The organism is Acinetobacter sp. CIP 102529, from assembly GCF_000368325.1.
Lineage (GTDB): Bacteria > Pseudomonadota > Gammaproteobacteria > Pseudomonadales > Moraxellaceae > Acinetobacter > Acinetobacter parvus.
This window is the reverse complement of record NZ_KB849354.1, coordinates 527,985-553,037: the sequence shown is the minus strand read 5'-3', so window position 1 is coordinate 553,037 and position 25,053 is coordinate 527,985. Positions and strand designations below refer to the sequence as shown.

The window sequence follows — 25,053 nt, the reverse complement described above, 5'->3', positions numbered from 1 at the left end:
AAAAATTCATGTTGGAAGAAATTGGTCAAATAGTGACAGGTAAAACACCTTCTTCTAATGTTATGGGAGCATTTAGTACATCTGGAACTCCATTTGTAACACCTAAAGACATGGATGGTAGACGGTGGATAGAAACCACTGAGCGTTATTTATCTCAAGCAGGAATAAAAGCAGTGAAAAGCTATCTTGTTCCTAAAGATAGTGTAGCTGTTTCATGTATTGGTTCTGATATGGGGAAAGTTATACTTTTAAAAAATGATTCTGTAACTAATCAACAAATAAATACTATTATTGTTGATACTAGTAAAAATAATCCGCAATACATTTATTATGTCTTAAGTTTAAAACAGGAAGAATTGAAGAGTATCGCAGGTGGTTCTGCAACACCTATTTTAAATAAGGGTCATTTTAGTAAGATTGTAATTGAATTACCTAGTCAAGCTTATCAAGATAATATTGTTAAAGTATTAGATTCACTAGATTGTAAAATTGAACAAAATAACCAAATCAACCAAACTTTAGAATCCATCGCCCAAGCCATTTTTAAAAGTTGGTTTATCGACTTTGAACCTGTACGTGCCAAAATTGCAGCAAAACAAGAAGGGAGCGATCCTGAGCTTGCTGCGATGTGTGCGATTAGTGGTAAAAGTGAAGCTGAGCTTGATCAATTGACAAAGGAAGATTTTGCGGAATTACAAGCGACTGCTGCGCTATTTCCTGATGAGTTGGTCGAAAGTGAATTGGGGGAAGTGCCGAGGGGATGGGAATTACAGCAACTTAAAGATATTGCCAAATATAGCTCTAATAAGATTTTATTAAATGACCTAAATCTTGAAAATTATATCTCTACAGAAAATATGTTACCTGAAAAAAAGGGGATCGAAAAAGCAAGTTCATTACCAAAGGCAAATAGTGTTCCAGCGTTTAGGCAAGGGAATATTTTGGTTTCCAATATCCGACCTTATTTTAAGAAAATTTGGTTTTCTTTTTTCGATGGTGGGCATTCTAATGATGTATTGAACTTTGATGTCTTAGAAAAAGGTACGGAAGAATATTTATATAATTTAATTTACCAAGACAGTTTTTTTGACAGAATGATGGCTTCATCTAAAGGTTCAAAAATGCCTAGAGGTGATAAAAAAGCAATTATGGATTTTCAGATTGTTACCTCTTCAGTAGCTTTAAGGAAGCTATATTCAGAAAAAGTAAGGAAATTTTATTCAAAACAAAATAGTATAAAAATCGAAAATCAGATTTTGATAAATCTTAGAGATGCTTTATTACCAAAGTTGTTATCGGGTGAGTTGGATGTGTCAGGTTTGCAGGGTGAGGGGATAGATGGCTAAACCATTAAAGCAATGGAAATCTTATACCCAACAATTACAGCTTTTAGAAAGTCGGGGTATGATTGTCACAGATAATGCTAAGGCTTTAAATTATCTAGAGCGTGTGGGCTATTATCGTTTAAGTGGTTACTGGTATCCTTTTCGTCAGATAGATGTACAGGCATCTAAAGCACAAAATAAACCCATTCGAAAAAATGAATTTGTTCAACAAAGTAATTTTGAAAATATTGTCGATTTATATATTTTTGATAAAAAGTTGCGTCTTCTTGCTTTAGATGCTCTTGAACGTATTGAGCTGGCAGTTCGGGTAGATGTTGCTCATTTATTGGGGAAAAGAGATAGTAATGCTCATCAGATTGCGGACTGCTTACATGGTAATTTTACTAAAAAATTAATAAAGAACGGTAAAAATGCAGGTAAAACAGAACATGCAGTTTGGTTAGAAAAATATAATGCCCTACTTTACCAAGCACGCCGAGAACCTTTTATTGAACATCACAAAAAGCATTATGAGGGATGTGTTCCTGTATGGGTTGCAATCGAAATTTGGGATTTTGGTTTATTATCTCGTATGTATTCAGGGCTTAAATACCAAGATCAACAATGTATTGCTGAAAAGTATAATATAAAAAGCGGTGAAATATTTGCAAAATGGCTGAGAAGTCTAAACTTTGTACGTAATGTTGCAGCCCATCATAGTCGATTATGGAATATTAACATTTTAGAATTATCACCACAGGTTGATAATTGGCAACCTATGAATAATGCTCGCCCATTTTTTTATTTTTGCATTATTCAACATCTTTTAAAGAGGATTTGTCCAAACTCGACTTGGTCAGAACGTTTTAAGCAGTTATTGGCAGAGTTTCCACAGATAGGCAATGGTATGATTACTTTAGGAGACTTTGGGATAGCTCAAGAAGATTGGCAAGAATGGGAATTATGGCAGATTAGAAAATGAAAACCGATGCGTACATAAGCAGGGGCATCGGTCATATTGGTTAGAATAGTAATGTATAGTGCACAACTATGTCAAGTGGAACATCTTGTGGAACGGAATTTTTATGAACGAAACACAACTTGAAAACCTCTGCCTAGATTGGTTTGCTGAAAATGGTTGGGAAGTCGTTCATGGTGTCGATATTGCCCCTGACAGCAGTAACCCTTTACGCAAAGACTATAAACAAGTTCTGATTGAAGCAGACTTACAGACCGCTTTTGAACGCTTAAATCCACATTTGCCAGTGAGCTGTTTTGAGCAGGTTTTACAGAAACTGAGTAAACCTGAAAGTCTGGACTTAATCACCAATAATCGTGCTTTTCACCACATGTTACTGGAAGGTGTGCCCGTCAGTTATAAAAAAGAAGATGACTGGGTCAATGACCATGCATTTTTGGTCGATTTTAATCATATTTACCAAAATCGCTTTGTTGCCATTAATCAATTTACCATCCAAGGAACAAAGCAGCCAAGACGGCCTGACATTATCTGCTTTATCAATGGTATTCCGTTTGCGGTATTAGAGTTAAAAAGCCCCACCGATGAAAATGCAGATATTTGGGATGCGTTTAATCAACTACAAACCTACAAAGAAGAAATCCCCGATCTATTTGTTTTTAACGAAGCATTGGTAGTCAGTGATGGTGTAACAGCCCGTGTCGGTTCACTGACGGCGAATCAGGAACGCTTTTTGCCGTGGCGTACCATTAAAAATGAAGATGATAAACCACAGTTAGAATGGGAACTCGAAACGGTTATTCGAGGCTTTTTTGATCGTGGGTTATTCCTCGATTACATCCGTTTCTTTGTGCTATTTGAAACTGATGGTGGATCTCAACAAGCCGCAGGCGCTACCATTAAAAAAATTGCGGGTTATCACCAGTTCCATGCAGTGCGTGAAGCTGTTCAGTCGACTATTGCCGCATCGAATCCTACAGGGGATAAAAAAGCAGGGGTGGTTTGGCATACCCAAGGTTCAGGCAAAAGTATCTCGATGTGTTGCTATGCTGGGAAGCTGCTTCAACAACCTGCAATGCAGAATCCTACCTTATTGATTGTGACTGATCGTAATGACCTAGATGGACAACTCTTTGAAACCTTTAGTCAGGCACAGGAATTATTAAAACAAACGCCAGTACAAGCCAATAATCGTGATGAGCTAAGACAACTCCTTGCTGAACGTGAATCAGGCGGAATTATTTTTACCACGGTACAAAAGTTTGCTTTGCTTGATGGAGAAACTGAACATCCATTGCTGAATGGTCGGCACAATATTGTGGTGATGTCTGATGAAGCCCACCGTAGCCAATATGGACTCAAAGCCAAACTGTCTAATGATGGGACTTATAAATTTGGCTATGCCAAGCACATGCGTGATGCTTTAAAGAATGCAGCTTTTATTGGTTTTACGGGTACGCCAATTTCCAGTGAAGACAAAGACACCCGAGCTGTCTTTGGCGATTATGTTTCGATTTACGATATTCAAGATGCGGTCGAGGACGGTGCAACTGTACCAATCTATTATGAATCCCGCTTGGCAAAATTGGATATTAATAAGGCTGAAATTGAGGAACTCTCTGATCAAGTTGATGAGGTGGTGGAAGATGAAGAAGATGTCGGTAGTCGTGAGAAGACCAAGGGTGAATGGAGTCGCTTAGAAAAATTAGTGGGTGCGACCCCACGCCTGAAACAGATTGCTGCGGATTTGGTAACACATTTTGAAGCCCGTACTGAAGCCACAGCAGGCAAAGGCATGATTGTGACCATGAGTCGTGAAATCTGCGTGCATTTGTATAATGAAATTATTGCTCTGCGCCCAGATTGGCATGATGATGACCCGAAAAAAGGCAAAATCAAAATTGTGATGACAGGTTCAGCATCGGATAAACCGTTATTGCAACCCCATATCTATAATAAGCAAACTAAAAAACGCTTTGAGAAACGCTTTAAAGATGTGAATGACCCGTTACAGTTGGTGATTGTACGGGATATGTGGCTGACAGGTTTTGATGCACCGTGTACCCATACCATGTATATCGACAAACCAATGAAAGGTCATAACCTCATGCAGGCCATTGCACGAGTCAACCGTGTCTTTAAAGACAAGCAAGGTGGTTTGGTCGTTGACTATATTGGGATTGCCAATGAGTTAAAGCAGGCATTAAAAACCTATACCGATGCCAAAGGGAAAGGTGAGCCAACATTACGTGCTGAAGAAGCCTATGCCGTGCTTGCTGAGAAAATGGATGCCATTCGTGGGATGTTTGCCAAGACCAATGACCAAGCTGGGTTGGATTTAAGCAGTTATGAAACACAAGCACATCGACTAATTATCCCAGCAGCCAACTATGTGTTGAGTTTGAAAGATGGCAAAAAACGCTTTTTAGATTTAGTACTTACAATTAATAAAGCCTTTTCATTGTGCGGTACCTTGGATGAAACCAAGACATTACATAAGGAAATTGCATTTTATTCAGCCATTAAGGCCGTGATCAGTAAACATACTTCTGTGGATCGTAAATTATCGCAAGCTGAAAAGGATAGTACGCTTAAACAAATTTTGGATAATGCTGTCCTTGCTGATGGTGTAGCAGATGTATTTGCACTTTGTGGTTTAGATAAACCAAATATTGGTTTACTGTCAGATGAATTTTTAGAAGATGTTCGACAAATGCCATATCGTAACTTGGCAGTCGAATTATTAGAAAAATTATTGAATGATGGTATCAAGGCAAAAACGCGGAATAATCTCGTACAAGAAAAACGTTTTTCAGATCGTTTGCAGGAAACTCTAAGGAAATATAATAACCGTGCGATTGAAACCTCTCAAGTCATTGAAGAACTGATACAAATGGCGAAAGACTTTCAAGCTGAAATGGAACGTGAAGCGTCGCTAGGTTTGAACCCTGATGAAATCGCTTTCTATGATGCTTTAGCAAATAATGAAAGTGCGGTGCGTGAATTGGGTGATGATACGCTCAAGCAAATTGCCCGAGAGATTACCGAGAAGTTGCGCAAATCAACGACTGTGGATTGGCAAGTTCGAGATAGTGTACGTGCCCAGCTTAAAATCTTGGTACGACGTACTTTACAGCGTTGGAAGTATCCACCTGACAAAGCGGCAGAGGCTATTGAGTTAGTTATGAAGCAGGCTGAAATGTTATCGAATGCTTGGACAAGTTGATATAAGGTTAAGGAGTAGGTTGTTCTGCTCCTTATTAAGGGCTTGGATTGAAAAATAATTTTTGATGTCATTTTAGAATTCATCAGCAACCGATCAAGTCACCGTACATGATACCGATCAAGCTACCGTACAAGCTGGTGATCATGTTCAATGCTTTGTTTCAGTTATGGGGCAAGAAGAGTATAGTTTGATAGAAGTAATGTCTTTACTGGGCTTATCCCACTATCCAACAGGATTACCTTAATCCAGCTATAGAGGCAGGGTTGATTGAACGTACAATTTCAGACAAACCAAAAAGTCCAAAGCAAAGATATAGATTGAGTGTATAAAACTAGATGGCTCAAACCCATATGAGCGACTGGATGACCCACTATGCCTATATAACTCTAAATCTGCTACAATTACGCCAATTTTGAATTCCCACTTTTTCAGTTTTAGTACATATTTAGAAATGTGTACATAACTGTGTACATATTGTAGATTTTTCTCATGAGTTTTAAAGATGAACTAGCGGCACAGGTTGCCCAGCGACGCACCTTTGCGATTATTTCCCACCCCGATGCGGGTAAGACCACCATGACCGAGAAACTGCTGTTATGGGGTAAGGCCATTCAGGTTGCGGGAATGGTGAAAAGCCGTAAGTCTGACCGTTCCGCAACATCCGACTGGATGGAAATGGAAAAGGAACGTGGTATTTCGATTACCACCTCGGTGATGCAGTTTCCCTATAAAAAGCACACCATCAACCTGCTGGATACCCCAGGACACGAAGACTTCTCGGAAGATACCTACCGTACCTTAACTGCCGTGGATTCTGCCTTAATGGTGATTGATGGTGCAAAAGGCGTTGAGGAACGTACCATTAAACTGATGGAAGTGTGTCGCATGCGTGACACACCCATCATTTCATTCGTCAACAAAATGGACCGTGAAATCCGTGAGCCTTTAGAGCTGTTGGATGAAATTGAAAACGTTCTCAAAATCAAATGTGTGCCGATCACTTGGCCGCTTGGTACAGGTCGTGACTTCGCTGGGGTGTTTAACCTGATCGAAGAAAAGTTTTATGTGTATAAAGCAGGTTTTGGTTCAACCATTACTGATATTGAAGTGCGTGATGGTTATGACCATGCGGATATTCGTGAAAAAGTCGGCGAATTGGCCTGGGCCTCTTTTGAGGAGTCACTTGAGCTGGTACAGATGGCAAATGAACCATTAGATCGCGAGCTGTTTCTGCAAGGCAAGCAAACCCCTGTGCTGTTCGGTACGGCATTGGGTAACTTTGCGGTTGACCATGTGCTGGATGCCTTTATCAACTGGGCACCAGAACCTAAGGCGCATCCAACTCAGGAACGTACTGTCGATGCCAATGAAGAGGGTTTTACAGGCTTCGTGTTTAAAATTCAGGCCAACATGGACCCGAAACACCGTGACCGTATTGCCTTTATGCGTATTTGCTCAGGTAAATATGAAAAAGGCTTGAAAATGAATCATGTGCGTATCGGTAAAGACGTCCGTATCAGTGATGCCCTGACATTCCTGGCGGGTGAGCGTGAGCATTTGGAAGAAGCCTGGCCTGGGGACATTATTGGTCTACATAACCACGGCACCATCCAGATTGGCGATACCTTTACCAGTGGTGAAAACCTGCATTTTACGGGGATTCCACACTTCGCCCCTGAAATGTTCCGCCGTGTGCGTTTACGTGATCCGTTAAAGTCCAAGCAATTGCAGAAAGGCCTGAAAGAGCTGTCGGAAGAGGGCGCGACACAGGTGTTTATGCCACAAATCAACAATGACCTGATTGTGGGTGCGGTGGGTGTGTTACAGTTTGATGTGGTTGCGTATCGTCTAAAAGAAGAATATAAGGTGGACTGTATTTATGAGCCTGTAAATGTACATACCGTGCGATGGATTCATTGTGATGATGAAAAGATTCTGAATGAATTTAAGAAAAAAGCCCATGATCAACTCTCGGTTGATGGTGGTGGGCACCTTACTTATTTGGCGCCAAGCCGTGTCAACTTGCAGTTGATGCAGGAACGCTGGCCAGATATTCAGTTCCGTAACACACGGGAACACTAAAATATATAAAAACAGCTTCTAATTAGAGGCTGTTTTTAATTGCACGAACTAAAAATAAGGCATGATGAGATGAATACTTTAAAACCACTTTTTGCTGTTAGTTTAATGATTGGAATGATGGCTTTAACGGCATGTGATCATCCAAAGAAAAATGAAACTGATTCAGCACAGGCAACTGAACAGCATACTGCAGCAGGTGAGAAAGCTGAGGTTTTACCCTATCTCAATATGCAGGAGGCCAAGGCGGATTATGCCTTGCCATTTTGTGAAAAGAAAAACTGTATTGATGTCGACATTCAAACCATTAAAACTCAGGATCAATGGCTGAATACATGGATTGCAAAAAATCAGGCCAACGTAATCCAGCAACAGATTGAACAGAATAAAAACCTGACCTTGCAACAGGCCATCAACGCCTATGTGAAAAAGTCAGATGAATGGCAGGATAAATATTCAAAAAACAAGGCCTACGAGCTGCATTTGAATACTCGTATTGCATCACAGCGAAATCAGTATGTGTTGCTGCAAGTGGGGGTAAATGCCCAGCAAGAAGATATTGCGGTCAAGGACCGTTTCTATTTCTTTGTTGCAGACCGTAAACTACAAAAAAGCCTCAGCGTGTTGGATGTGATTCAGAAGAATCAGCAAAATGCACTGAATGACATTATTCAGGCACACTATCAACAATGGATTGATAAACAATCCCCAGAAGTCAAAAAACAGGTGCCGAAAAAGCTGTATTGGGGACAGGCTGACTGGTTCTTCGATGGTGAGGGCATTGGCGTGCATTACCGTGCCAATGAAATTAGTAAGGATGCACCACAACTGGATATTTATTTAAGCACCGAACAGAGTAAACAGATGCTACAGCCTGATATTTATCAACAAATGTTCTAATCTTTGTAACAAGCGTATAGGAATTGCATGTATCACTAGCGGTTTGCGGTGAAGTCCGCTAGCATTTAAAAATCTTGTGTAATCACAATGCTTGCAGGTTCTTCGATGAAAACATTTTATAAATCTAGCGTTCTGGCGTGTGCAATTCTACTTGCCGCATGCCAGCCAAAATCAGAACCTAAGCAGCCAGAGGACAAGCCACAAGAGCAGCCTGTTGTACAGACACAGACTGAGCCGACCTTGCGTGGTGAAACGGTCAAGGTGCAGGTAAGTTTGCCTGAGTGTAAGGGCAATACCTGTCCAGATTTTAGCGTTGAACGCTTGCAGAGTAACTTTCCGTTTATTGACCAGTTACTTGATCAGGAAATACTGAGTCAACTCGGCAAGATGCTTGAAATTGTCGATCAGGATACCGCCGCCTCTAGCGTACAGACCGCTGAGCAAAAGCAAAATCTGGACGCGCAGGCACAGTTGTATGCCAATTTATTTATCAAGATTGATGAAGAACTGAAAGCATTGAGCAGCAGTCATCAAATCAGTTTGATGATTAAACCAAAGATTTTACAGTCTAAGGGCACACTGGCAACGGTTGTGTTGAATAGCAGCAGTTATTTGGGTGGCGCACATGGTTCAACCTCGCAACGCTACTATAACTTTGACCTGACCAATCAAAAACAGGTGCAATTGAACGACCTGCTCTTGCCAAAACAAAAGGCAACGTTGGACAAGCTGGCACATGATGCATTCAAGGTCTGGATTGTAGACACCAAACTTGCCAATAACCCTGAAGAATATGAACAGGCCTGGCCGTTTAAGGTCACTGACAACTTCCTGTTGGGAGAGCAGGGCTTAATTCTGCAATATGCTGAATATGAAATTGGTCCTTATGTGGTCGGTCTGCCACGTCTGGTGATTCCATTTAACAAATTACAGGGTGTGTTAAAACCTGAATATTTGCCAAAGGTGGAAGCACCAGCAGCATCTACGCCTGTGGCAAATAAATCTCCTTAAATCCCTCTTTTATAAAGTGGGATTTTTAATAAAATGATGCAACTATTTGATACCCATACCCATTTTGATGTTGCCGATTTTGACCATGATCGGCAACATTTGGCTGTACAGGCGAAACAGGTTGGGGTAGAGGCTTTGGTTCTCATCGGTTTTATTGAATCCCGCTTTGATGAACTCATTCAGACCCACCAACAGTTACAAGACTGGGAAAATGTCCCGCAATCCTATCTCGCACCTGGTTTACATCCTTTTTATATTGAGCAACATCAACAGGCACATCTACAACGACTGGAGCAGGTGTTAAAGCAGCATGATTGTGTCGCCGTGGGCGAGATTGGGTTGGATACCTTTTTAAAGCAACATAAACGGCCAGACGCATTTGCCAAACAACAGCATTATTTTAATGCCCAACTTGAATTGGCAACGCATTATCAAAAACCTGTACTACTGCATATCCGTAAAGCACATGCGGAAACCCTTGCCATTTTAAAGGCGCAGAAATTCAAGCTTGGTGGTATTGCGCACGCCTTTAGTGGTGGTGTGGAGGAAGCTAAAGCCTTAGTCAAACTGGGTTTTAAAATCGGTGTGACGGGGCAAATCACCAATCCAAATGCCAAAAAGTTGCATCAGGTGGTACAGGCGATTGGCGCTGAACGTCTGGTGATTGAAACCGATTGCCCTGATATGACACCTTTATGTTGCCAGACCTCAACTGAGCACCGTACGAGAAATACGCCTGTGAATCTGCCTTATGTTTTAGATAGTTTGGCGCAAACCCTTGGGCAACCACAAGACCAGCTTGCCGAGCAATTATGGCAAAACTCATTGGCAGCCTTGCATTTACAATAATAACAATAATCCCATTAAAAATAAGATAACTAAAAGGGAACACATCATTTCTTAAACTGGCTTAGAGTGAAAAAGCACTTCATAACAAACAAATGAAATCGCCAAACTGGGAGGCTAAAGCCCTGTACTTTACAGGCCTTTAATCTTTCATGATTCAGTGAGCCTTGATGCGATTTAATCCAGATCACGATTCAGGTAAAATAACCATGATTTTTTGAAGTTAGATGAGCACATGACCGATCTCCAAAATGATGAATATGACCGCCGTTTTGCTGGCGTGGCCAAAATTTATGGAGAAAATGCATTTGCACACTACGAGCAAAGCCATGTCATGGTGATTGGTATTGGTGGTGTGGGAAGCTGGGCGGTTGAGGCACTGGCACGTACAGGCATTGGTGAGCTGACGCTGGTGGATATGGATGTGGTTGCCGCATCCAACATCAACCGTCAACTGCCTGCAATGAGCTCGACACTTGGACAGGAAAAAATTGAGGTGATGGCGGAACGTTGCCGTCAAATCAATCCACGAATGAAAGTCAATGTGATTGATGACTATCTCACACCTGAGAATGTCAAAGAGATTCTGGATCCTGTCCCAACCATCGTTTTAGACTGTATTGATGATGTCAAAGCTAAGTTGGCTTTGATGCTGTACTGCCGTTTTAACAAAATCCCGTTGATTGTGTCAGGCGGTGCAGGTGGAAAACTTGACCCGCTCAAGATTCGAGTGGCGGACTTATCCAAAACAGAACAGGACCCAATGCTTGCCAAACTACGCACACAACTACGTTCCAAAGGCATTTGTAAAAAGCCGAAAGACAAGTTTGGAATTACCTGCATTTACTCCATCGACAATCCATTTTCAAGCGCTGATGTTTGTGCAACTGCAGGTTTGCGCTGTGGTGGCTATGGATCGGCGGTGGTGGTGACTTCAAGCTTTGCAATGGTTGCGGTGGCTGAAGTCATGAAGAAGCTGGATAAAATCAGGGCTTAAACAGCCCAATAAATTAAGCCTGCGGATATTGTGGTGCCAGGCGGTAATAGCTGTAGGTGACATTGGGATCTTTGTACACGTCATAGCTGGTTTGTTTAAAATCAGAAACCCATTGCGAACCTGTAAAACCTGCAATATGTCCATAACGATGTTTTTTGGTGCGATGAATAATATAAATGTCACCTGGTTGTGGATTATTAAACTCAGGTGTGATTTTTTGATAACCAATCTGCTGCAAGGTACGGCCCCAGTCTGATGCGGCGACAGGATGCTGAACAATATTGGCGCCCGCAGATTGCAGGGCGATCCTAACGAATTTGGCGCACTGGGATGAGCTACGATAGGACGCACGCGTGGTTAACTTTTCAGAAAACTTGCTTACATCAATGGTTGGCGTTGATGGCAGCCTTGGCATCTCCCGATAAGGAATAATCAGTTGATGTGCTGGTGGATATATTATGCTGTGGTCAACTGAAGGTACATCATAAATCATTGTAAATCTCTACCGCATTTTCAAAACAACTGAACGTGTGCCAGAATCCGTACGCGGCACATAGTAAGCGATAAATTTTAAAAAAACTAAAATGTAATGTAATAATATAACAATTTGGGGTTTTTATAATAAATTATTTAAGAAAACTTTTTGAAGATTTTCTTAATTTTAAATAGCTTATATTTCCATCAATTTGAATCTTAATATTTGTAAAATGATATTTCTTGATGTGATTTGTGTCACATTTTTTGGAACATCAATCAAGATTGATGTTCTTTTATGTAGTCTTCAGTACGTTGCATGGCTGCCTGAATATTCTGAATGGCATTTTCAATATCGGTAATGGTTTTTGCATTGCCACCACTCAGTGCCTGACGCCATTTACGTGCGCCTGGCAAGTTCTGGAATAATCCCAGAATATGACGTGTGATAATTGAAAGTGGTGCGCCCTCAGCTACTCGCTGGTGAATATACGGCATCATCTGCTGCATAATATCAAAACGATTTGGGGCCTCAAGATTCCATAACTGGCCTATTTCAGCCAGTAAATAAGGATTGTGGTAGGCTTCACGGCCAATCATCACCCCATCGACATGCTGTAAATGTTGCTGCGTTTCTGTAAAGGTTTTGATGCCACCATTGATTTCAATGGTCAGGTGAGGACGTTCCTGCTTGAGACGATAGACATCTTCATAACGTAAGGGTGGTACTTCACGGTTCTCTTTTGGAGACAGGCCCTGCAAAATGGCAATCCGCGCATGCACGATAAAGTGAGTACAGCCCGTTGCCGCAACAGTGTCAACAAAATGCAGCATTTCTTCATAAGACTGCATGTCATCAATTCCGATCCTATGTTTCACGGTGACAGGAATCGACACTGCTTTTTGCATACTATGAATACATTCAGCCACCAAGTCTGGTTCAGCCATTAAACATGCACCAATCTTATTGTTCTGGACACGGTCACTTGGGCATCCGACATTCAGATTAACTTCGTTATAACCCCAGTCTTCAGCCATTTTGGTACAGGTAGCTAGCTCTTGTGGATTTGAGCCACCGAGCTGCAACACAATGGGATGCTCTTCCTTGTTGAAGTCCAAATGGCGGTTGGCGCCACCATAAATGATCGCACCTGTAGTGACCATCTCGGTATATAAAACGACATTTGGATTAAATAGGCGGGCAAAAAAACGGTAGTCTTTGGTTGTCCAATCCATCATCGGGGCTACGCTGATTCTCGGAGATTGAGTGTTTTCAATGTTTTTGTTAATAGTCATTAAAAATCATACCTTTAATCTATATTCTGCAACCTGCGAGAATTTGTTTGAACCTGTGTTTAGGTGGGTGAATCCGTTTGCATTTACACCAAATTTTACACCATAATAGAAAAAATAGCTTTTGGTGTAAATTATGGGGTCAATTACAGCAAGGAAAGGTGCAGATGGTAAAGTTAACTATCGTGCTGCGATTCGAATCACTCGAAAGGGCTTTCCTGCTTTTTCTGAAAGTAAAACATTTCACTCAAAGAAATTAGCTGAAAACTGGATTAAGAAACGAGAAGTCGAAATTCAAGAAAATCCTGATATTTTGCTTGGCAAAGAAAAGTTGATTGATCTGACCTTATCAGATGCCATAGATAAATATTTGGATGAAGTCGGGAGCGAGTACGGAAGGACGAAACGCTATTCTCTGCTCTTAATTAAGAAGCTACCAATTGCGCGCAATATTATCACAAAAATAAAATCAGTACATTTGGCCGAGCATGTGGCTTTAAGGAAGGGTGGAATTCCGTACCTCGATCTTGAACCTATTGCGACTAGTACACTGCAACATGAGCTTTTACATATCAGAGGTGTTCTTTCTCATGCTGCTGTTATGTGGGAAATGGGTATTGATTTAAATAGCTTTGATAAGGCTACTGCTCAGTTAAGAAAAACACGTCAAATATCCTCCAGTCAAAAAAGAGACCGACTGCCTTCGAGAGATGAATTGATTGCATTGACGAAGTATTTTGCAGAACGATGGAAGCTAAATCGTTATGGCTCTAAATACCCAATGCATTTGATTATGTGGTTTGCAATTTTCTCATGCAGACGTGAAGCTGAATTAACACGATTGTATCTTCGAGATTATGACCCACATCATTCAACGTGGAAAGTGCATGATTTAAAGAATCCTAATGGTTCTAAAGGTAATCATAAGTCATTTGATGTACTTGATCCTTGTAAGGAGCTGATCAAAAGACTGAAATATTCAGAAGTTCGAGAACGGATGCTAAAGCTTGGACATAATGAAAATTTGTTATTGCCTTTGAATCCCAAAAGTTTGGGTAAAGAGTTTAGAGAAGCTTGTAAAATTTTGGGGATTAAAGATTTACGATTTCATGACTTGAGACATGAAGGCTGTACTCGATTAGCTGAACAGAGTTTTACTATTCCTGAAATTCAGAAAGTAAGTTTGCACGATTCTTGGGGGAGTTTACAGCGTTATGTATCAGTGAAAGCGAGAAGAAATATATTACAGTTGGAGGAGGTGCTACGCCTCATCGATGAAACGTAGCAAAATCTTTGGATGCCTCTGAATATTGCTTATCCAAGACAGCAGCAAGATCCTTAATGTGTACCAAAAATGGAGCACGTTTACTTTTATCTATTTTGAATACTGAGAAAGGGAATTGTTGATTATTCGCTTTTCTCAGTGCTTCGGCTTTGCTGAGGTGGGGGTAATAGTCAGAAACTACTGTCATTAGTTCAACGGTCATAGAACGATACTTTATAAAAAGTAGTTCGGTAGTATTAATTTGAAAGCAATTCATGAAGTGGTATTCCATACATAAAACTTTTTTAATTTGAATGGGTCACCTTTGAAGTAAGGCTGACCATCCCTATGTCTTAATCTTATTTTTTTGATGTAGGTCTTTATGTAATACTAATAATTAGAAATAATATTTTACTAGAGTTGTGGTATAACATATTGAAAACTATTATTTAGATTCATAAATGAAAAATTGCATACTTCTTGATTTTGAGCAATTGCAGGATGAAATTCTGAATTGCTTTTTGGATCATGCTGGACGTTTTTTAAGAGAACATAAAATAATAAGCGATCCTGACCCAAAGACTGAGTTTGAAGCGTCAGAACGCGAATTTTTGGTTGAACTGATGGTAGAGCATAGCCAAAAGCAGTTCTTTGGTGAAACGTATTCGGTACAGGACTTGCTGAATTTGCTTGGTCAAATTAATACGGTAATAGAGGGGATTCGTGATTATAGACAGCAGCAGATTAATGAGAAATATTCTGAAATATTAAATAAATATATTGAGTTGGTTGTTGATGAAGGCGGTAGAGTCTACACCTGTAACCCGAGTTTGAAGCGTAGAATCAATGGAATTTTGAATATAAGAAAACGATATGCGCCGCTGTTGCATAAAAAGCTTGAAATATTTTATTCAGAATTAACTGGTTATGCTCAAAAAAATGGCAGATTTAAAAATGTTTCGCAGGCAGTACAACTGATTTTACCCACGCTGCAAATCAAGTTTAGAGAGTTTGATTTGCAATGGGTTCAAAGCAGATTAGAGACAAATAAACAGAAAATTTTAGATTTAACAGAAGCCAGAAAAAATAACGAAAATAAAGACACCTGTGAAGATGATGATTTTGGTGTGTCATTTAAAATTCAGGATAGAACCTATCTAAACCAGATCAGGGAATTACAGAATGAAAATAAAAAATGGGAACAGTTTCTACAGCATCCAGAGCGGTATTTTCCACAGCAAAAGCAACTCCCATTTAATACAGCATATTGCGATGAAGTGCTGGTCAATCACTTAAGGCGTCGTCCTGATTTATTGAAAGAGATTATCCAAGTTCAATTATGAATATCATTAAGCTGATGAGGGGGCTCGTTCTTAGGCAGCAAGTGGATGAGGTGTACTATTGCTGCTTGCTCCTAGAAAAGAGTAACTGTTAGCTCAGGTTTGAGCTGGTACAACTTCATCGTCATTTTGTACGGTATTGCCATATTGATGATGCTGATCAAACCCTAAAGCATAATTGGTATTTGGTTGATTTTTGATTGTTAAAAATTGCTTTTGTTTTGCGCATTCATTTCTCAATTGAGCTTCAATTTCGCTAAGTGCTTCGGGTGCAAGAGTTTGGTTAATGCTTTGTTGATCTGCTTCGTTAATCTCGCCTAAAAAAGCTTTAATTTTCTCTAATTCAATGGTTTGATTTGTAGCCAATTGAATTAGGTATTCCTCAAATTCTTTTGCAGATTTGCTCATGTTTACGTGGATGATATTTTTTTGGTGCACGAGTTCTTTTTCGAGTTCTGTAATTTTTTCATCCTTTAATTTCAATTCTTGCTTTAAATTAGAATCATGATTTGAATTCTGTTCTTTTTTGAGTCTTGATATTATTTTATCTTTTTCACTTAATTTAAAATTATGTGCATCAATTAAAAATTCTAAGCAGTTATCTAGACTTTTAAACTTACAATTTTTTTTAATTTTCTCAAGTTGTTTTAATATATTTTCGTCCATTGTGATTTGTTTGGTGATACGGTTGGCTTTCTTTTTCTCAGAGTGGTATTTAAATAAAAGGAATTTCTTTTTTAAAATTGAAAAATGTTCATCATTAGTTTCAATAATAAAATTTGTTGTCTCACATATGAGAGGGTTTGTAAATATTTCGTTTATGTGGGATGGCCTAGCCAGATTTTCTAGAGAATCTGATATTAAATTCTCATTTGATCTAGGTTGGGGGTGATTTGTAGATGTGTAAACAATCTTTTGGCCAGGTTTATCAAGCCTAGTTAATAGACTTTCCTTCATGTAGCTCTCTTGATCCAAGAAATTTTTTTTTAAGTCCGTATCAGTCGATAACCATTTATCTAAGGTTAAATGTGGTCGTACCATTTTAAAATTCATAAATATTTAATTAACATTTATATATCAGTAATTAAATATTAAGTAAATATTAATTATATAGTAACTGTTAAAAAATTAAATTTTAATTATCATTTCGTGCCTATCAGTATTACTGTAAAATACTTATACACAAATAAGAACTTGATGAGTGGGATTTTTTAGCATGAGTATCCACGATTCTGAACAGCGCTTTTTGGCGCTATTTATGGCTTTCTATCAAAGGGTGGAGGGGCAAATTTCAGCCTATGCTTTTTGGGCATTAATCACGTTTATCAGAAATTTTGGAGTCGGAAGTACATCATTGCCACTCGGTGAATTATCAAAAGTGATCGGCATACAGGTTAAAAAATTACGGGGTGTATTGAATGAGTTGGAACAACAGGGAATATTAAAAATAGATTTTCCTGAAACTGGAAAAAGGTCTAGAGTTCGTCATTTACAACTTAATCTTACTTATATAAGGCTTGATTCAGCCACGTCTATTGAATGGTTAGAAAATAGTAATAAGCGTATGGTTAGGCAGATCCCTTTATTAAAATTAATTCAGACTTTATTTATAAAGAGTGATGGCATAAGTATTAGCAATTCACCTAAAAAAATAGAGATCGACTGCTATCTTGATTATCGAAGTTATCTTGTTTTATTACGGTTGCTTTACGGTGCAGACTCGTTTGGGATTGTTATAGGGTGTGGAATTGGTGAAATTGAGCGAGCCACGGGTTTAAACAAGCAATCTATTTATCGTGCTATACAGCAGCTTAAAAAAAACGGATTTATCCGCTGCCAAGCGGATGGCGCAATTCGAAATAGTTTTATTCAAACAGAGTCTCCAATATACGCTTTAACCCTTTCGCATAGGTTTTGGGGGGATGCTGCGATCTTCGGCAAATTTTATATTTTGAAGTACCCCCAGCCGCATGTTTTTGAAGTTCAGAAAGTGGCCTCTATTTTTACCATGCTGAATCCAAAGAGCGACTTGTTGTCAAACACTAAAAGTGAAGATTCAGATGCTGGCTCGAAGGTGTTGAATTGCAAAAACTATTATCTGTTACATGATCCTTTGTGCTGGATGAAACCGTTTATTCTTCGGTCTCGTGATGCTGTAGGTTATGCAAATTATGTTGTGTTACAACAGCAGGAAATAATGAAGTTATATGATCATTATGTCGAGCTAAAGCGGTTACATCCAGAGAACCCATTATCAGCGACGTTTTATTTAAAGCCGCATGAATATATTTTGAAGGATGAGGCGGTTTTGGGTCATTTAGCATCTATCCAGCATACTAAACTCAGCGGGATGAACAACCGCTTAGGTCTTTTTCAAAGCTTGCTTGAACAGTGGTGCTGCCAGATATACAGTCAGAATAAATCGCTTTTTAAAATGCTGAAAGAAGCTAACCCAGTAGTAATCGATGATGAAAGCTTTGAGCGTTTAGGGTGCACAGACTTTCTCTATCCGTATTCATTGCAAGCGACTCAAATCAAAACAATCAAAGAGGATATGACGCTAAAAAATGAGTCTGATAAAATTGAATCAATGATCACCTTCAAGTTAAATGCTGAGCAGTCCAGAATTCATCAGTTTTTAATGGCCCTTATGGATCTAATTGCATATAACCAAATTTATTTTTTTCAGCAATGTATGCGGAAACATTCTGATATTGACCAAAAACTCAGTGCAACTAAAAGTAGTTTGGAAAGGGTGTTGGTAAATGCAACTGAAATAGTGACGCCTTTTAGGATTTTACCTCGGTCATTTATACAGAATACATACAGCTGTTGCTTTGTCCCTGATCAGCATGCGGAAACTAACAGGTATTTCTTAAGTGAATTGGCGTTTCAAGAACCCTTTCAGGATGGAACTCGCTTTGATTTTCCTACACAGCAAATAACAGAAACTTCACCAACACTGGCAGAACTTAAAGATTACGGACTGCTGCATCATCACTGTTTGTCATTATTCGAATAGTTTTTTGCGCTAAGTTTTTTTTGAAAAACCATTTTTCTGACTTAACTATCGTAACGCTAAAATATATAAAAAGCCGAGCTTAGCCGAAGGTCTAGAAATCCTACTGATCGGCTGGGCTATGGTTATTGCTTTTACGCTAAGACGGTTTTATCTATTATTAATATATAGATTAATACTAATAATAGATTAATGACTGTAGCGTATAGAACTATAAATACTCGATATATCAATACAATCACTATTACTCATACCTATAAGAACAGTTTGATATGTCATACAAGCTGAATAGATATCCCAATGTGGACGATGCTATTGAGTATAGCCATGCAGGATGAGAGCACTATTCGATATATGCGAATAGTGGATGACTTGTTCTTACTCTAGATAAAAACACTATTTAAAAAAATAAGTCGATTGCTTAACTATGACGTTAATCATAGTTAAGGAAGTTCAACGTGTTGCAATCCGATTTAGATCATCAGGCAGGGGTGATGTATGCCATTCATACCTTTGTGGATGTATGTCTTAATTTTGATATGCCGAATGAAGCGTTCATTTTCAATCTCGAACGCTTATGGTGTGCATTTGAAGCGTTTAAACAAGAAGGGCTTGAGTATGCAGCATCGATTCGGGCATTTATTGCAGTCACTGAATACGTCAATAGCCAACGTGGCATGCTTAGCTTTGCTGAATATCTGACAGGGCTTTCAATAGGGGAAATTAAGGCATTAAGACGGATATTACATGCGCATCGAGGGCTGATACGTGATGAGATCAAAAGCTTTGCGAGGCGGAAAGAATTGAATCGAGTGGCATTACTTGAGGAGTTCGAAGGTGCAATTAAGGGGTATTATTCGGTTCTAGTGATCAGAGTGGATTTGAGCTATAGCAAGGACAGCATGAGTGAAATTACTGTAAATGACTTCTATCAGCATATCGGAAAACTACGTGATTTGATCACTGATAAGAATGGATATTTTGATGCACTTTTGACCTATGCGATCGCACTGGAGCAGGGTATAACCAAAGGCTTTCATGCTCATTTAACATTGGTGATTAATAGATCGAAGCATAAGAGTGATTATAAAATTGCTGAGGGAGTGATCGATAAGTGGAAGGAAATCACATTCGATAAGGGTTTTGGGCGGAACATCAACACGACAGCGAATAAAGAGAACTACGAGAAGCAAGGTCGTTTAGGTATTGGAGATATTCGTCGAACGACACCCGAACAAGGCAACAATGCTTTGGGTGCAGTTGCTTATCTCAGTGACCCTGATAAATACGAGCAGTCGTTATTGGTTAAACCACGAGGGCGTAAAACGTTTTATAAGGGGGATTATCAGCATCATGGTCGCCCAATACCTGATACAGAAGAAAATAGAAGAATCAAAGAATGGGATGCGCAGACCGCTTTAGCAAAGCTGGAAGAGGAGATTTGGTTTAAAAAATTATGAACATGCCAGTTCTATGAAATCAATTGATTCATAGGACAATACATGAGCCATTCAGAGTTAGAGTTTGTTACAGCACCCCGATTAGAACAAGACGTTTTAGAGCATTACCAAACGATTCGCTTTGCTCCAATTCCAGAAGGTACTGATTACGATGCTCATCAAAAAAATATAGATCAGGAGTTCAAGCGGAAACTGTCTGGTTATTTTTCAGCATGGCGCAGGATGATGGCTGTTGGCATTCATGAGCATTTGTCTTTTTCCTTTTGGGCAGACAAGTTCTTTCAGGCTTACTGCAGTGTATTACAGGAAGAGCAGATTCGGTTCTTTGAGGTCACGGCGCAAAGAAGCGCTGGTTTTTATATCGATAAGATCGTAAAGCGGCTGAGAGTGCTGTTTGAAAGCACCAGCTTAACTGAAGAAATGCATAAGCTGAATGAGTGCTACGAAAAGCGGACTGAAAAGTTGAGAGAATCCTACCGTAATACAAGCCAGATCTATCCTGATGCAGCGGATTTAAAACTGGAACTAAGTCTAAATGACGGTGGAAATGAAATTATCGATTTGCGACAGTTAGAGCGATTTTTATCAAATTTCCAAAAAAGTCTAGCAGCTGAGTATTGGTATAGAACACAAGCCATTTACCGCTTTTATCAAATTGTACGGGATGATGTTCAGCAGCGGTATGTGATCCACTTTTATCTGAGCTTTAACCGATCACTCTATGCTGATCCATTATTTTATTGCAGTGTCATAGAGCGTTGCTGGGCCCAGGTCACGAATTATATGGGTACCTGCAGTTGCCTTAGTCTGACAGATCAAAATAGTGTGGTTGATGCTGAACAGATGTTTCGGATTGATCGAATTATTCAAGAAGACGTCCAATGTCCGCTGAGTGCATTAAATAGCATGCCTGAAAATCAAACAGGAAGGCATGGACTTGCGAATAGAATCTGCATCTACCCCAAAGGTTTTAAATGGTTTGATGGAGCACCTGTACGACGCTGAAAATTTATATCAGAGTCCTCCACTTGCTTGATGCTCTACATTGCCCAGATTATCCTTCTCATCAATTCTGTTTGCAAACGTCGAGCACCCAGATTTTAGCCGAGCGCATTTCCAATATTAAGGCCTCTAGCTCAGCATTGATTTTAGTATTTGGAGATTTTAATGGGCGTTTACTCTGACTACTTAATCCATCAATACCTTGCTCAGAATATCGTTTCCACCACTTGCGTAATGTTGGTCTAGAAATGCCACATCTCCGACAGACTAGGCCAGCATCATTGGTCTCTTCAAATAATTTAACCCATACGAGTCTTTGTTGAATTTCTCTGTTCATAGACACCAATTATATTGAAATGATGTCTATGAATCACACATTTAATGACTAGATTTCATTGGAGATTTTGGATGAGTTCAATTGCCACCACCTCTAAGATAAGTAAGCTTACTTTGTACTAGCTCAAACTAGGTACAGCTTAAATCCTTTTAGTACAGTTCCAGAAAATAACTAAATAAAGCTTCATTTCCCATAAGCTATCCATTGATAAAGAGATAGCTTGTAAATTTGAGATATATTTTCATATAGGATTTACTTCCTAGAAGCTATTCAGTATTCTTTTCACGTTTCATTTTGATCTGACTTGCTATGTTGGCTAATAAGTTTTTTAAGCTTATTCTCGTATCAGTCCTGTTTTTGTTTGCTATAACAACGACGGGGATTTATACGTGGGCGCCTGTAATAGCAAAAAATCTAGATCATCATCATGAACTGAGTATTTCTGTAGAAACAGAAGATTCTAGCCAATGGTCATTAGTTCATCATGATGAAGTTCTGAATACAGCAGATCAAGATAAAAAAAATCATAACTGGACAAGTTATGATGAACCCGCATTTCATCATTCAGTAAAACCAATTCAAGCTGATGATCATTTCTCAATTGATCCAGTCTTTTTCCTTAGTTTTGCTTTACCTTTAATCCTCTTATTTTTAGGTTTATTTGAACGCCCAATTCGTTCTTTTAAGCTTAGGAAAAGGATTCCCTTTCTTTGTAATACCTACGCATTTACCAAAACTCTCATTGTTCTAAGGAATTGATTTAACTATACAAAAATATTTTTCATTTTTTGTATAGGTATAGTCATGTCTAAAAAAAGTCAGGTAATTTTCGCCTGTGGCTTAGTCATCATTGCTCCTCAGTTATTAGCAGGAACAAATTATGCACAGTTACAGCAGCAAGCTATTGCAAATGATTCAGTTCTAAAAAGTTTGCAGCAATCTCAGCAAGCTTATGATGTAAATCAAAAATATGCTGGTCGGATGAACAATCCAACTTTCAATGTCGAATTGGATAATTTGGGTAATTCTAAGCTGAAAGATTTGGATGGCCCAACTGCATTCATGGGTTTGTCCCAAGAAATTCCGTTGAATAATAAACTCGCTTTGCGTAAGCAATTGGCAGGTTTGCAAGGAAATAATAACCAATTTGAGATTACTCAACGACAAGCAGAGTTAAAAGCTGATTTTCGAATCTGTATGTCTAATTGGTATGCAGCTGCTCAGCGAGCAGAAATTTATGCTGCAGAGAGCAAGCTGAGTGCAAGACAAGCAACAGTTTTAAATGAAAAGCTAAAGTATGGACGTGTGATTCCATCTGATGTTCAGCTTAATTCAGCTTTATCTGCTGAGTCCAAGTTACGTTATCAAAATGAGCTGAAAAAGGTTCAGTTTCAGAAAAATCTCTGTTCAAAATTTGCTTTTGATTTGCCAGCCAATGCTATAGATGTTCCTTTAACGATTAACTTCACTGACAAGGTTAGCTTATCTGAAAAGCAGGCTTTACTAAAAAAGCAGCAGGCAAAAACTCAATTTGAATTAGCAAGAAAAGAAGCGGTTCCTGATATCACGCTTGGCGTTGGTGTACGTAATTATCAAGAAACAGATGACAAAGTTTTTTTGGTTTCCACTTCTATTCCGCTTTCGATATTCAATCGCAACAGTGGAAATATTGCACTCGCTCAAGCACAGCAAACCAATGCTGAAACTCGTTCAGAATTAATCAATCGAAATTCAAAGATTGAATTGGATAACAAATCTATTGAGGTATCCAGTTTGATTGATGCAATCAAGCAATATGACCAATCTGTTTTACCTGCAACAAAAGAAAGTTTACGCATTGCAGAAATGGGTTATCAGGCAGGAAAAATTTCATTATTGGAATTTAATAGCATTAAACAAGTTTGGTTAGACAAACATCTCGCTCGATTTGATCTGTGGTTGGCTTTGCAAAATCAGATTGCAGAAGTTGAACGAAATTATGTAACGAATTTAGATCAAGAATAAGGGCAGAGAATATGAATAAACCAAAGAATACAGTAATTGCTACAGGCGTTATAGCTTTACTTGTCATGTTGTGTGCTCTGGCTTGGTATAAAACAGGAAACAAATCACAGACGTCTTCAGCACATGGTGAAGCTATCGAAGAAAAAGCTGCTGTCGCAGGTGATGAAAAAGGTCCACATGGTGGTCGCTTATATCGTGATGGAGACTTTTCGGCAGAGGTAAAAATTTTTGAAGAAGGTGTAGAGCCGCATTTACGTGTCTATGGCTACTACAAAGATCAGCCTTTAAAGCCGAGTGAGATTAACGCGAATATTTTTATTAAGCGTTTAGATGCTGAGCAAACCATTCGCTTCAAACCTGAAAGTGATTACTTGATTGGCGATGAAATTGTTTATGAACCGCATTCGTTCTTGATGGTGATAAATGTTGATTATCAAGGCAAGAAACACAGCTGGAAATGGGATACCAAAGAAGGCCGTGTAACGATGCTGGATAGCAGTATCAAAAGCAGCGGTTTAGAACTTCTTAAAGTTGAACCTATGACTTTTGAGAATGCGCTTGAGCTCAAAGGCGAGCTTAAATTTCCCGATAATTTTGAAAGTTTTATTACACCTAAAGCAAGCGGAACACTAATCAAAACTTATCGAACGATTGGTGATAAAGTCAGCCAAGGTGATCTGTTAGCGACTGTTCAAAGCCAAGATCTGATCCGTTTAAATGCTGAGCGATCTATTGCTTTGGATAATTTGCAGTTTTCTCGCAAAAAAATGGAACAGGAACGCGCATTATTTCAAAAACGTGTATCGCCTGAAATTGACTATATCAATGCAAAACGTGAATACGATGATGCACAGACTCGTGCTAATGAGCTGAATAGCTTAATCAGCTCTTACGGTGGTTCAGGTAATGGAACGATTGAGGTAAGAGCAGCAATGTCGGGCACAGTTTTACAAGTGCTTGCTGCGGTTGGTTCAAATGTAACACCAGCTTCACCACTCTTTAAAATTGCCAATACCTCACAGTTGCTTGCAGTGGTCAATGTGCCGGCTGATAAGCTGAATGCAATTAATCCAAATGCAAAAGTAACCGTTAAACCTCAAGTACAGGAAAGTACGGAGGAAGCACTGGGTAAGATTAAATACATTAGTGATGTGATTGATCCGAAAACACGTACTGCTCAAGTCTTTATTGAAATTGCGAACCAGTTTAAATGGCGTTCTGGTCAGCTTGTTACCGCACAAATATTTGAAAATCAAAGCACGAAAGCCATGGTTGTGCGTGAAGATGCATTACAAAACTTCCGTGATTGGGATGTGGTATTTATCCGTGTAGGAAATGACTTTGAAGCACGTCCTTTAGAACTAGGCGATAAATATAACGGTTTTGTTGAGGTGAAATCTGGTCTTAAAGCAGGTCAGGTGTATGCAGCAGGCAATTCCTATTTATTAAAAGCAGAGCTGGGTAAATCTGGCGCTACTCATGATCACTAAGGGGTAG

General features: G+C 39.2%; 20 protein-coding genes and 2 pseudogenes. 17 read left to right on the top strand and 5 right to left on the bottom strand.

Features of this window, described 5'->3' with window-relative positions; genetic code table 11:
- The first annotated feature begins 8 nt into the window (after nucleotides 1–8).
- From F972_RS04785 to F972_RS04750, 9 genes and pseudogenes are all read left to right on the top strand, one after another.
- Nucleotides 9–1,346: a restriction endonuclease subunit S gene (locus tag F972_RS04785; RefSeq protein ID WP_004764144.1), complete on the top strand. Its 1,338-nt coding sequence runs from the start codon at nucleotides 9–11 to the stop codon at nucleotides 1,344–1,346.
- Nucleotides 1,339–2,307 carry an Abi family protein gene (locus F972_RS04780; protein WP_004681762.1) on the top strand — a complete coding sequence of 323 codons (969 nt, stop codon included), beginning with the start codon at nucleotides 1,339–1,341 and terminating at the stop codon, nucleotides 2,305–2,307. Before F972_RS04785 ends, F972_RS04780 begins: the two co-directional genes overlap by 8 nt.
- A 103-nt stretch (nucleotides 2,308–2,410) precedes the next feature.
- Entirely contained in the window at nucleotides 2,411–5,530 is a 3,120-nt protein-coding gene (locus tag F972_RS04775; protein WP_004764142.1) for a type I restriction endonuclease subunit R, read from the top strand.
- Nucleotides 5,531–5,606: 76 nt separating this feature from the next.
- Nucleotides 5,607–5,859: pseudogene (locus tag F972_RS16215) on the top strand (Fic family protein); the annotation flags it as partial.
- A 160-nt stretch (nucleotides 5,860–6,019) separates the two neighbouring features.
- Complete coding sequence (locus tag F972_RS04770) at nucleotides 6,020–7,612, top strand: peptide chain release factor 3 (protein ID WP_004681760.1); 1,593 nt, start codon at nucleotides 6,020–6,022, stop codon at nucleotides 7,610–7,612.
- 69 nt (nucleotides 7,613–7,681) lie between these two features.
- Nucleotides 7,682–8,509, top strand: a complete 828-nt coding sequence (locus tag F972_RS04765) for a hypothetical protein (protein WP_010589194.1) — start codon at nucleotides 7,682–7,684, stop codon at nucleotides 8,507–8,509.
- A gap of 105 nt (nucleotides 8,510–8,614) precedes the next feature.
- Entirely contained in the window at nucleotides 8,615–9,520 is a 906-nt protein-coding gene (locus tag F972_RS04760; RefSeq protein ID WP_004764140.1) for an RsiV family protein, read from the top strand.
- 36 nt (nucleotides 9,521–9,556) lie between these two features.
- The gene (locus tag F972_RS04755; RefSeq protein ID WP_034422374.1) at nucleotides 9,557–10,369 is read left to right on the top strand and encodes a TatD family hydrolase; all 813 of its coding nucleotides are present in this window, start codon (nucleotides 9,557–9,559) and stop codon (nucleotides 10,367–10,369) included.
- Nucleotides 10,370–10,601: 232 nt separating this feature from the next.
- Nucleotides 10,602–11,363 (top strand): tRNA threonylcarbamoyladenosine dehydratase, encoded by a 762-nt coding sequence (locus tag F972_RS04750; RefSeq protein ID WP_004756093.1) that lies wholly within the window; start codon nucleotides 10,602–10,604, stop codon nucleotides 11,361–11,363.
- Nucleotides 11,364–11,376: 13 nt separating this feature from the next.
- On the opposite strand, the gene F972_RS04745 is transcribed toward F972_RS04750, so the two are convergent.
- A complete protein-coding gene (locus tag F972_RS04745; RefSeq protein WP_004756092.1) occupies nucleotides 11,377–11,856 on the bottom strand; it encodes a CHAP domain-containing protein in 480 nt (159 codons plus the stop codon).
- Between the two features lie 260 nt (nucleotides 11,857–12,116).
- Nucleotides 12,117–13,133, bottom strand: a complete 1,017-nt coding sequence (gene dusA / locus F972_RS04740) for a tRNA dihydrouridine(20/20a) synthase DusA (RefSeq protein WP_004756091.1) — start codon at nucleotides 13,131–13,133, stop codon at nucleotides 12,117–12,119.
- Between the two features lie 133 nt (nucleotides 13,134–13,266).
- On the opposite strand from dusA, the gene F972_RS04735 reads away from it, so the two are divergent.
- Nucleotides 13,267–14,415, top strand: a complete 1,149-nt coding sequence (locus F972_RS04735) for a site-specific integrase (protein ID WP_004644615.1) — start codon at nucleotides 13,267–13,269, stop codon at nucleotides 14,413–14,415.
- On the opposite strand, the gene F972_RS04730 is transcribed toward F972_RS04735, so the two are convergent.
- Nucleotides 14,399–14,671: a pyocin activator PrtN family protein gene (locus F972_RS04730; protein WP_004644614.1), complete on the bottom strand. Its 273-nt coding sequence runs from the start codon at nucleotides 14,669–14,671 to the stop codon at nucleotides 14,399–14,401. The genes F972_RS04735 and F972_RS04730 overlap by 17 nt on opposite strands.
- 184 nt (nucleotides 14,672–14,855) lie before the next feature.
- Between F972_RS04730 and F972_RS04725 the strand changes: the two genes are divergently transcribed.
- Nucleotides 14,856–15,737, top strand: coding sequence for a hypothetical protein (locus F972_RS04725; protein WP_004644613.1), 882 nt, complete (start codon nucleotides 14,856–14,858; stop codon nucleotides 15,735–15,737).
- A 93-nt stretch (nucleotides 15,738–15,830) separates the two neighbouring features.
- Here F972_RS04725 and F972_RS04720 read toward each other — a convergent pair whose 3' ends face one another.
- Nucleotides 15,831–16,775 carry a hypothetical protein gene (locus F972_RS04720; RefSeq protein ID WP_025469167.1) on the bottom strand — a complete coding sequence of 315 codons (945 nt, stop codon included), beginning with the start codon at nucleotides 16,773–16,775 and terminating at the stop codon, nucleotides 15,831–15,833.
- Between the two features lie 175 nt (nucleotides 16,776–16,950).
- On the opposite strand from F972_RS04720, the gene F972_RS04715 reads away from it, so the two are divergent.
- The 3 genes from F972_RS04715 (at nucleotide 16,951) to F972_RS04705 (ending at nucleotide 21,218) form a co-directional block, all read left to right on the top strand.
- Nucleotides 16,951–18,756 carry a helix-turn-helix domain-containing protein gene (locus F972_RS04715; protein ID WP_004644611.1) on the top strand — a complete coding sequence of 602 codons (1,806 nt, stop codon included), beginning with the start codon at nucleotides 16,951–16,953 and terminating at the stop codon, nucleotides 18,754–18,756.
- Between the two features lie 455 nt (nucleotides 18,757–19,211).
- Nucleotides 19,212–20,213, top strand: coding sequence for a YagK/YfjJ domain-containing protein (locus F972_RS04710; protein WP_004644609.1), 1,002 nt, complete (start codon nucleotides 19,212–19,214; stop codon nucleotides 20,211–20,213).
- 42 nt (nucleotides 20,214–20,255) lie between these two features.
- On the top strand, nucleotides 20,256–21,218 hold the full coding sequence (locus F972_RS04705) for a hypothetical protein (protein ID WP_004644607.1): 963 nt from the start codon (nucleotides 20,256–20,258) through the stop codon (nucleotides 21,216–21,218).
- 56 nt (nucleotides 21,219–21,274) lie between these two features.
- On the opposite strand, the pseudogene F972_RS04700 reads toward F972_RS04705, so the two are convergent.
- Nucleotides 21,275–21,552 (bottom strand): annotated as a pseudogene (locus tag F972_RS04700) (helix-turn-helix domain-containing protein); the annotation flags it as partial.
- Between the two features lie 309 nt (nucleotides 21,553–21,861).
- Here F972_RS04700 and F972_RS04695 point away from each other — a divergent pair.
- The 3 genes from F972_RS04695 to F972_RS04685 are packed head-to-tail and all read left to right on the top strand — an operon-like array spanning nucleotide 21,862 to nucleotide 25,046.
- On the top strand, nucleotides 21,862–22,311 hold the full coding sequence (locus tag F972_RS04695) for a hypothetical protein (protein ID WP_002116830.1): 450 nt from the start codon (nucleotides 21,862–21,864) through the stop codon (nucleotides 22,309–22,311).
- A gap of 45 nt (nucleotides 22,312–22,356) precedes the next feature.
- Nucleotides 22,357–23,556, top strand: a complete 1,200-nt coding sequence (locus tag F972_RS04690) for a TolC family protein (RefSeq protein ID WP_004644605.1) — start codon at nucleotides 22,357–22,359, stop codon at nucleotides 23,554–23,556.
- Nucleotides 23,557–23,567: 11 nt separating this feature from the next.
- Nucleotides 23,568–25,046 carry an efflux RND transporter periplasmic adaptor subunit gene (locus tag F972_RS04685; protein ID WP_002124879.1) on the top strand — a complete coding sequence of 493 codons (1,479 nt, stop codon included), beginning with the start codon at nucleotides 23,568–23,570 and terminating at the stop codon, nucleotides 25,044–25,046.
- The last annotated feature ends 7 nt before the right edge of the window (nucleotides 25,047–25,053 follow it).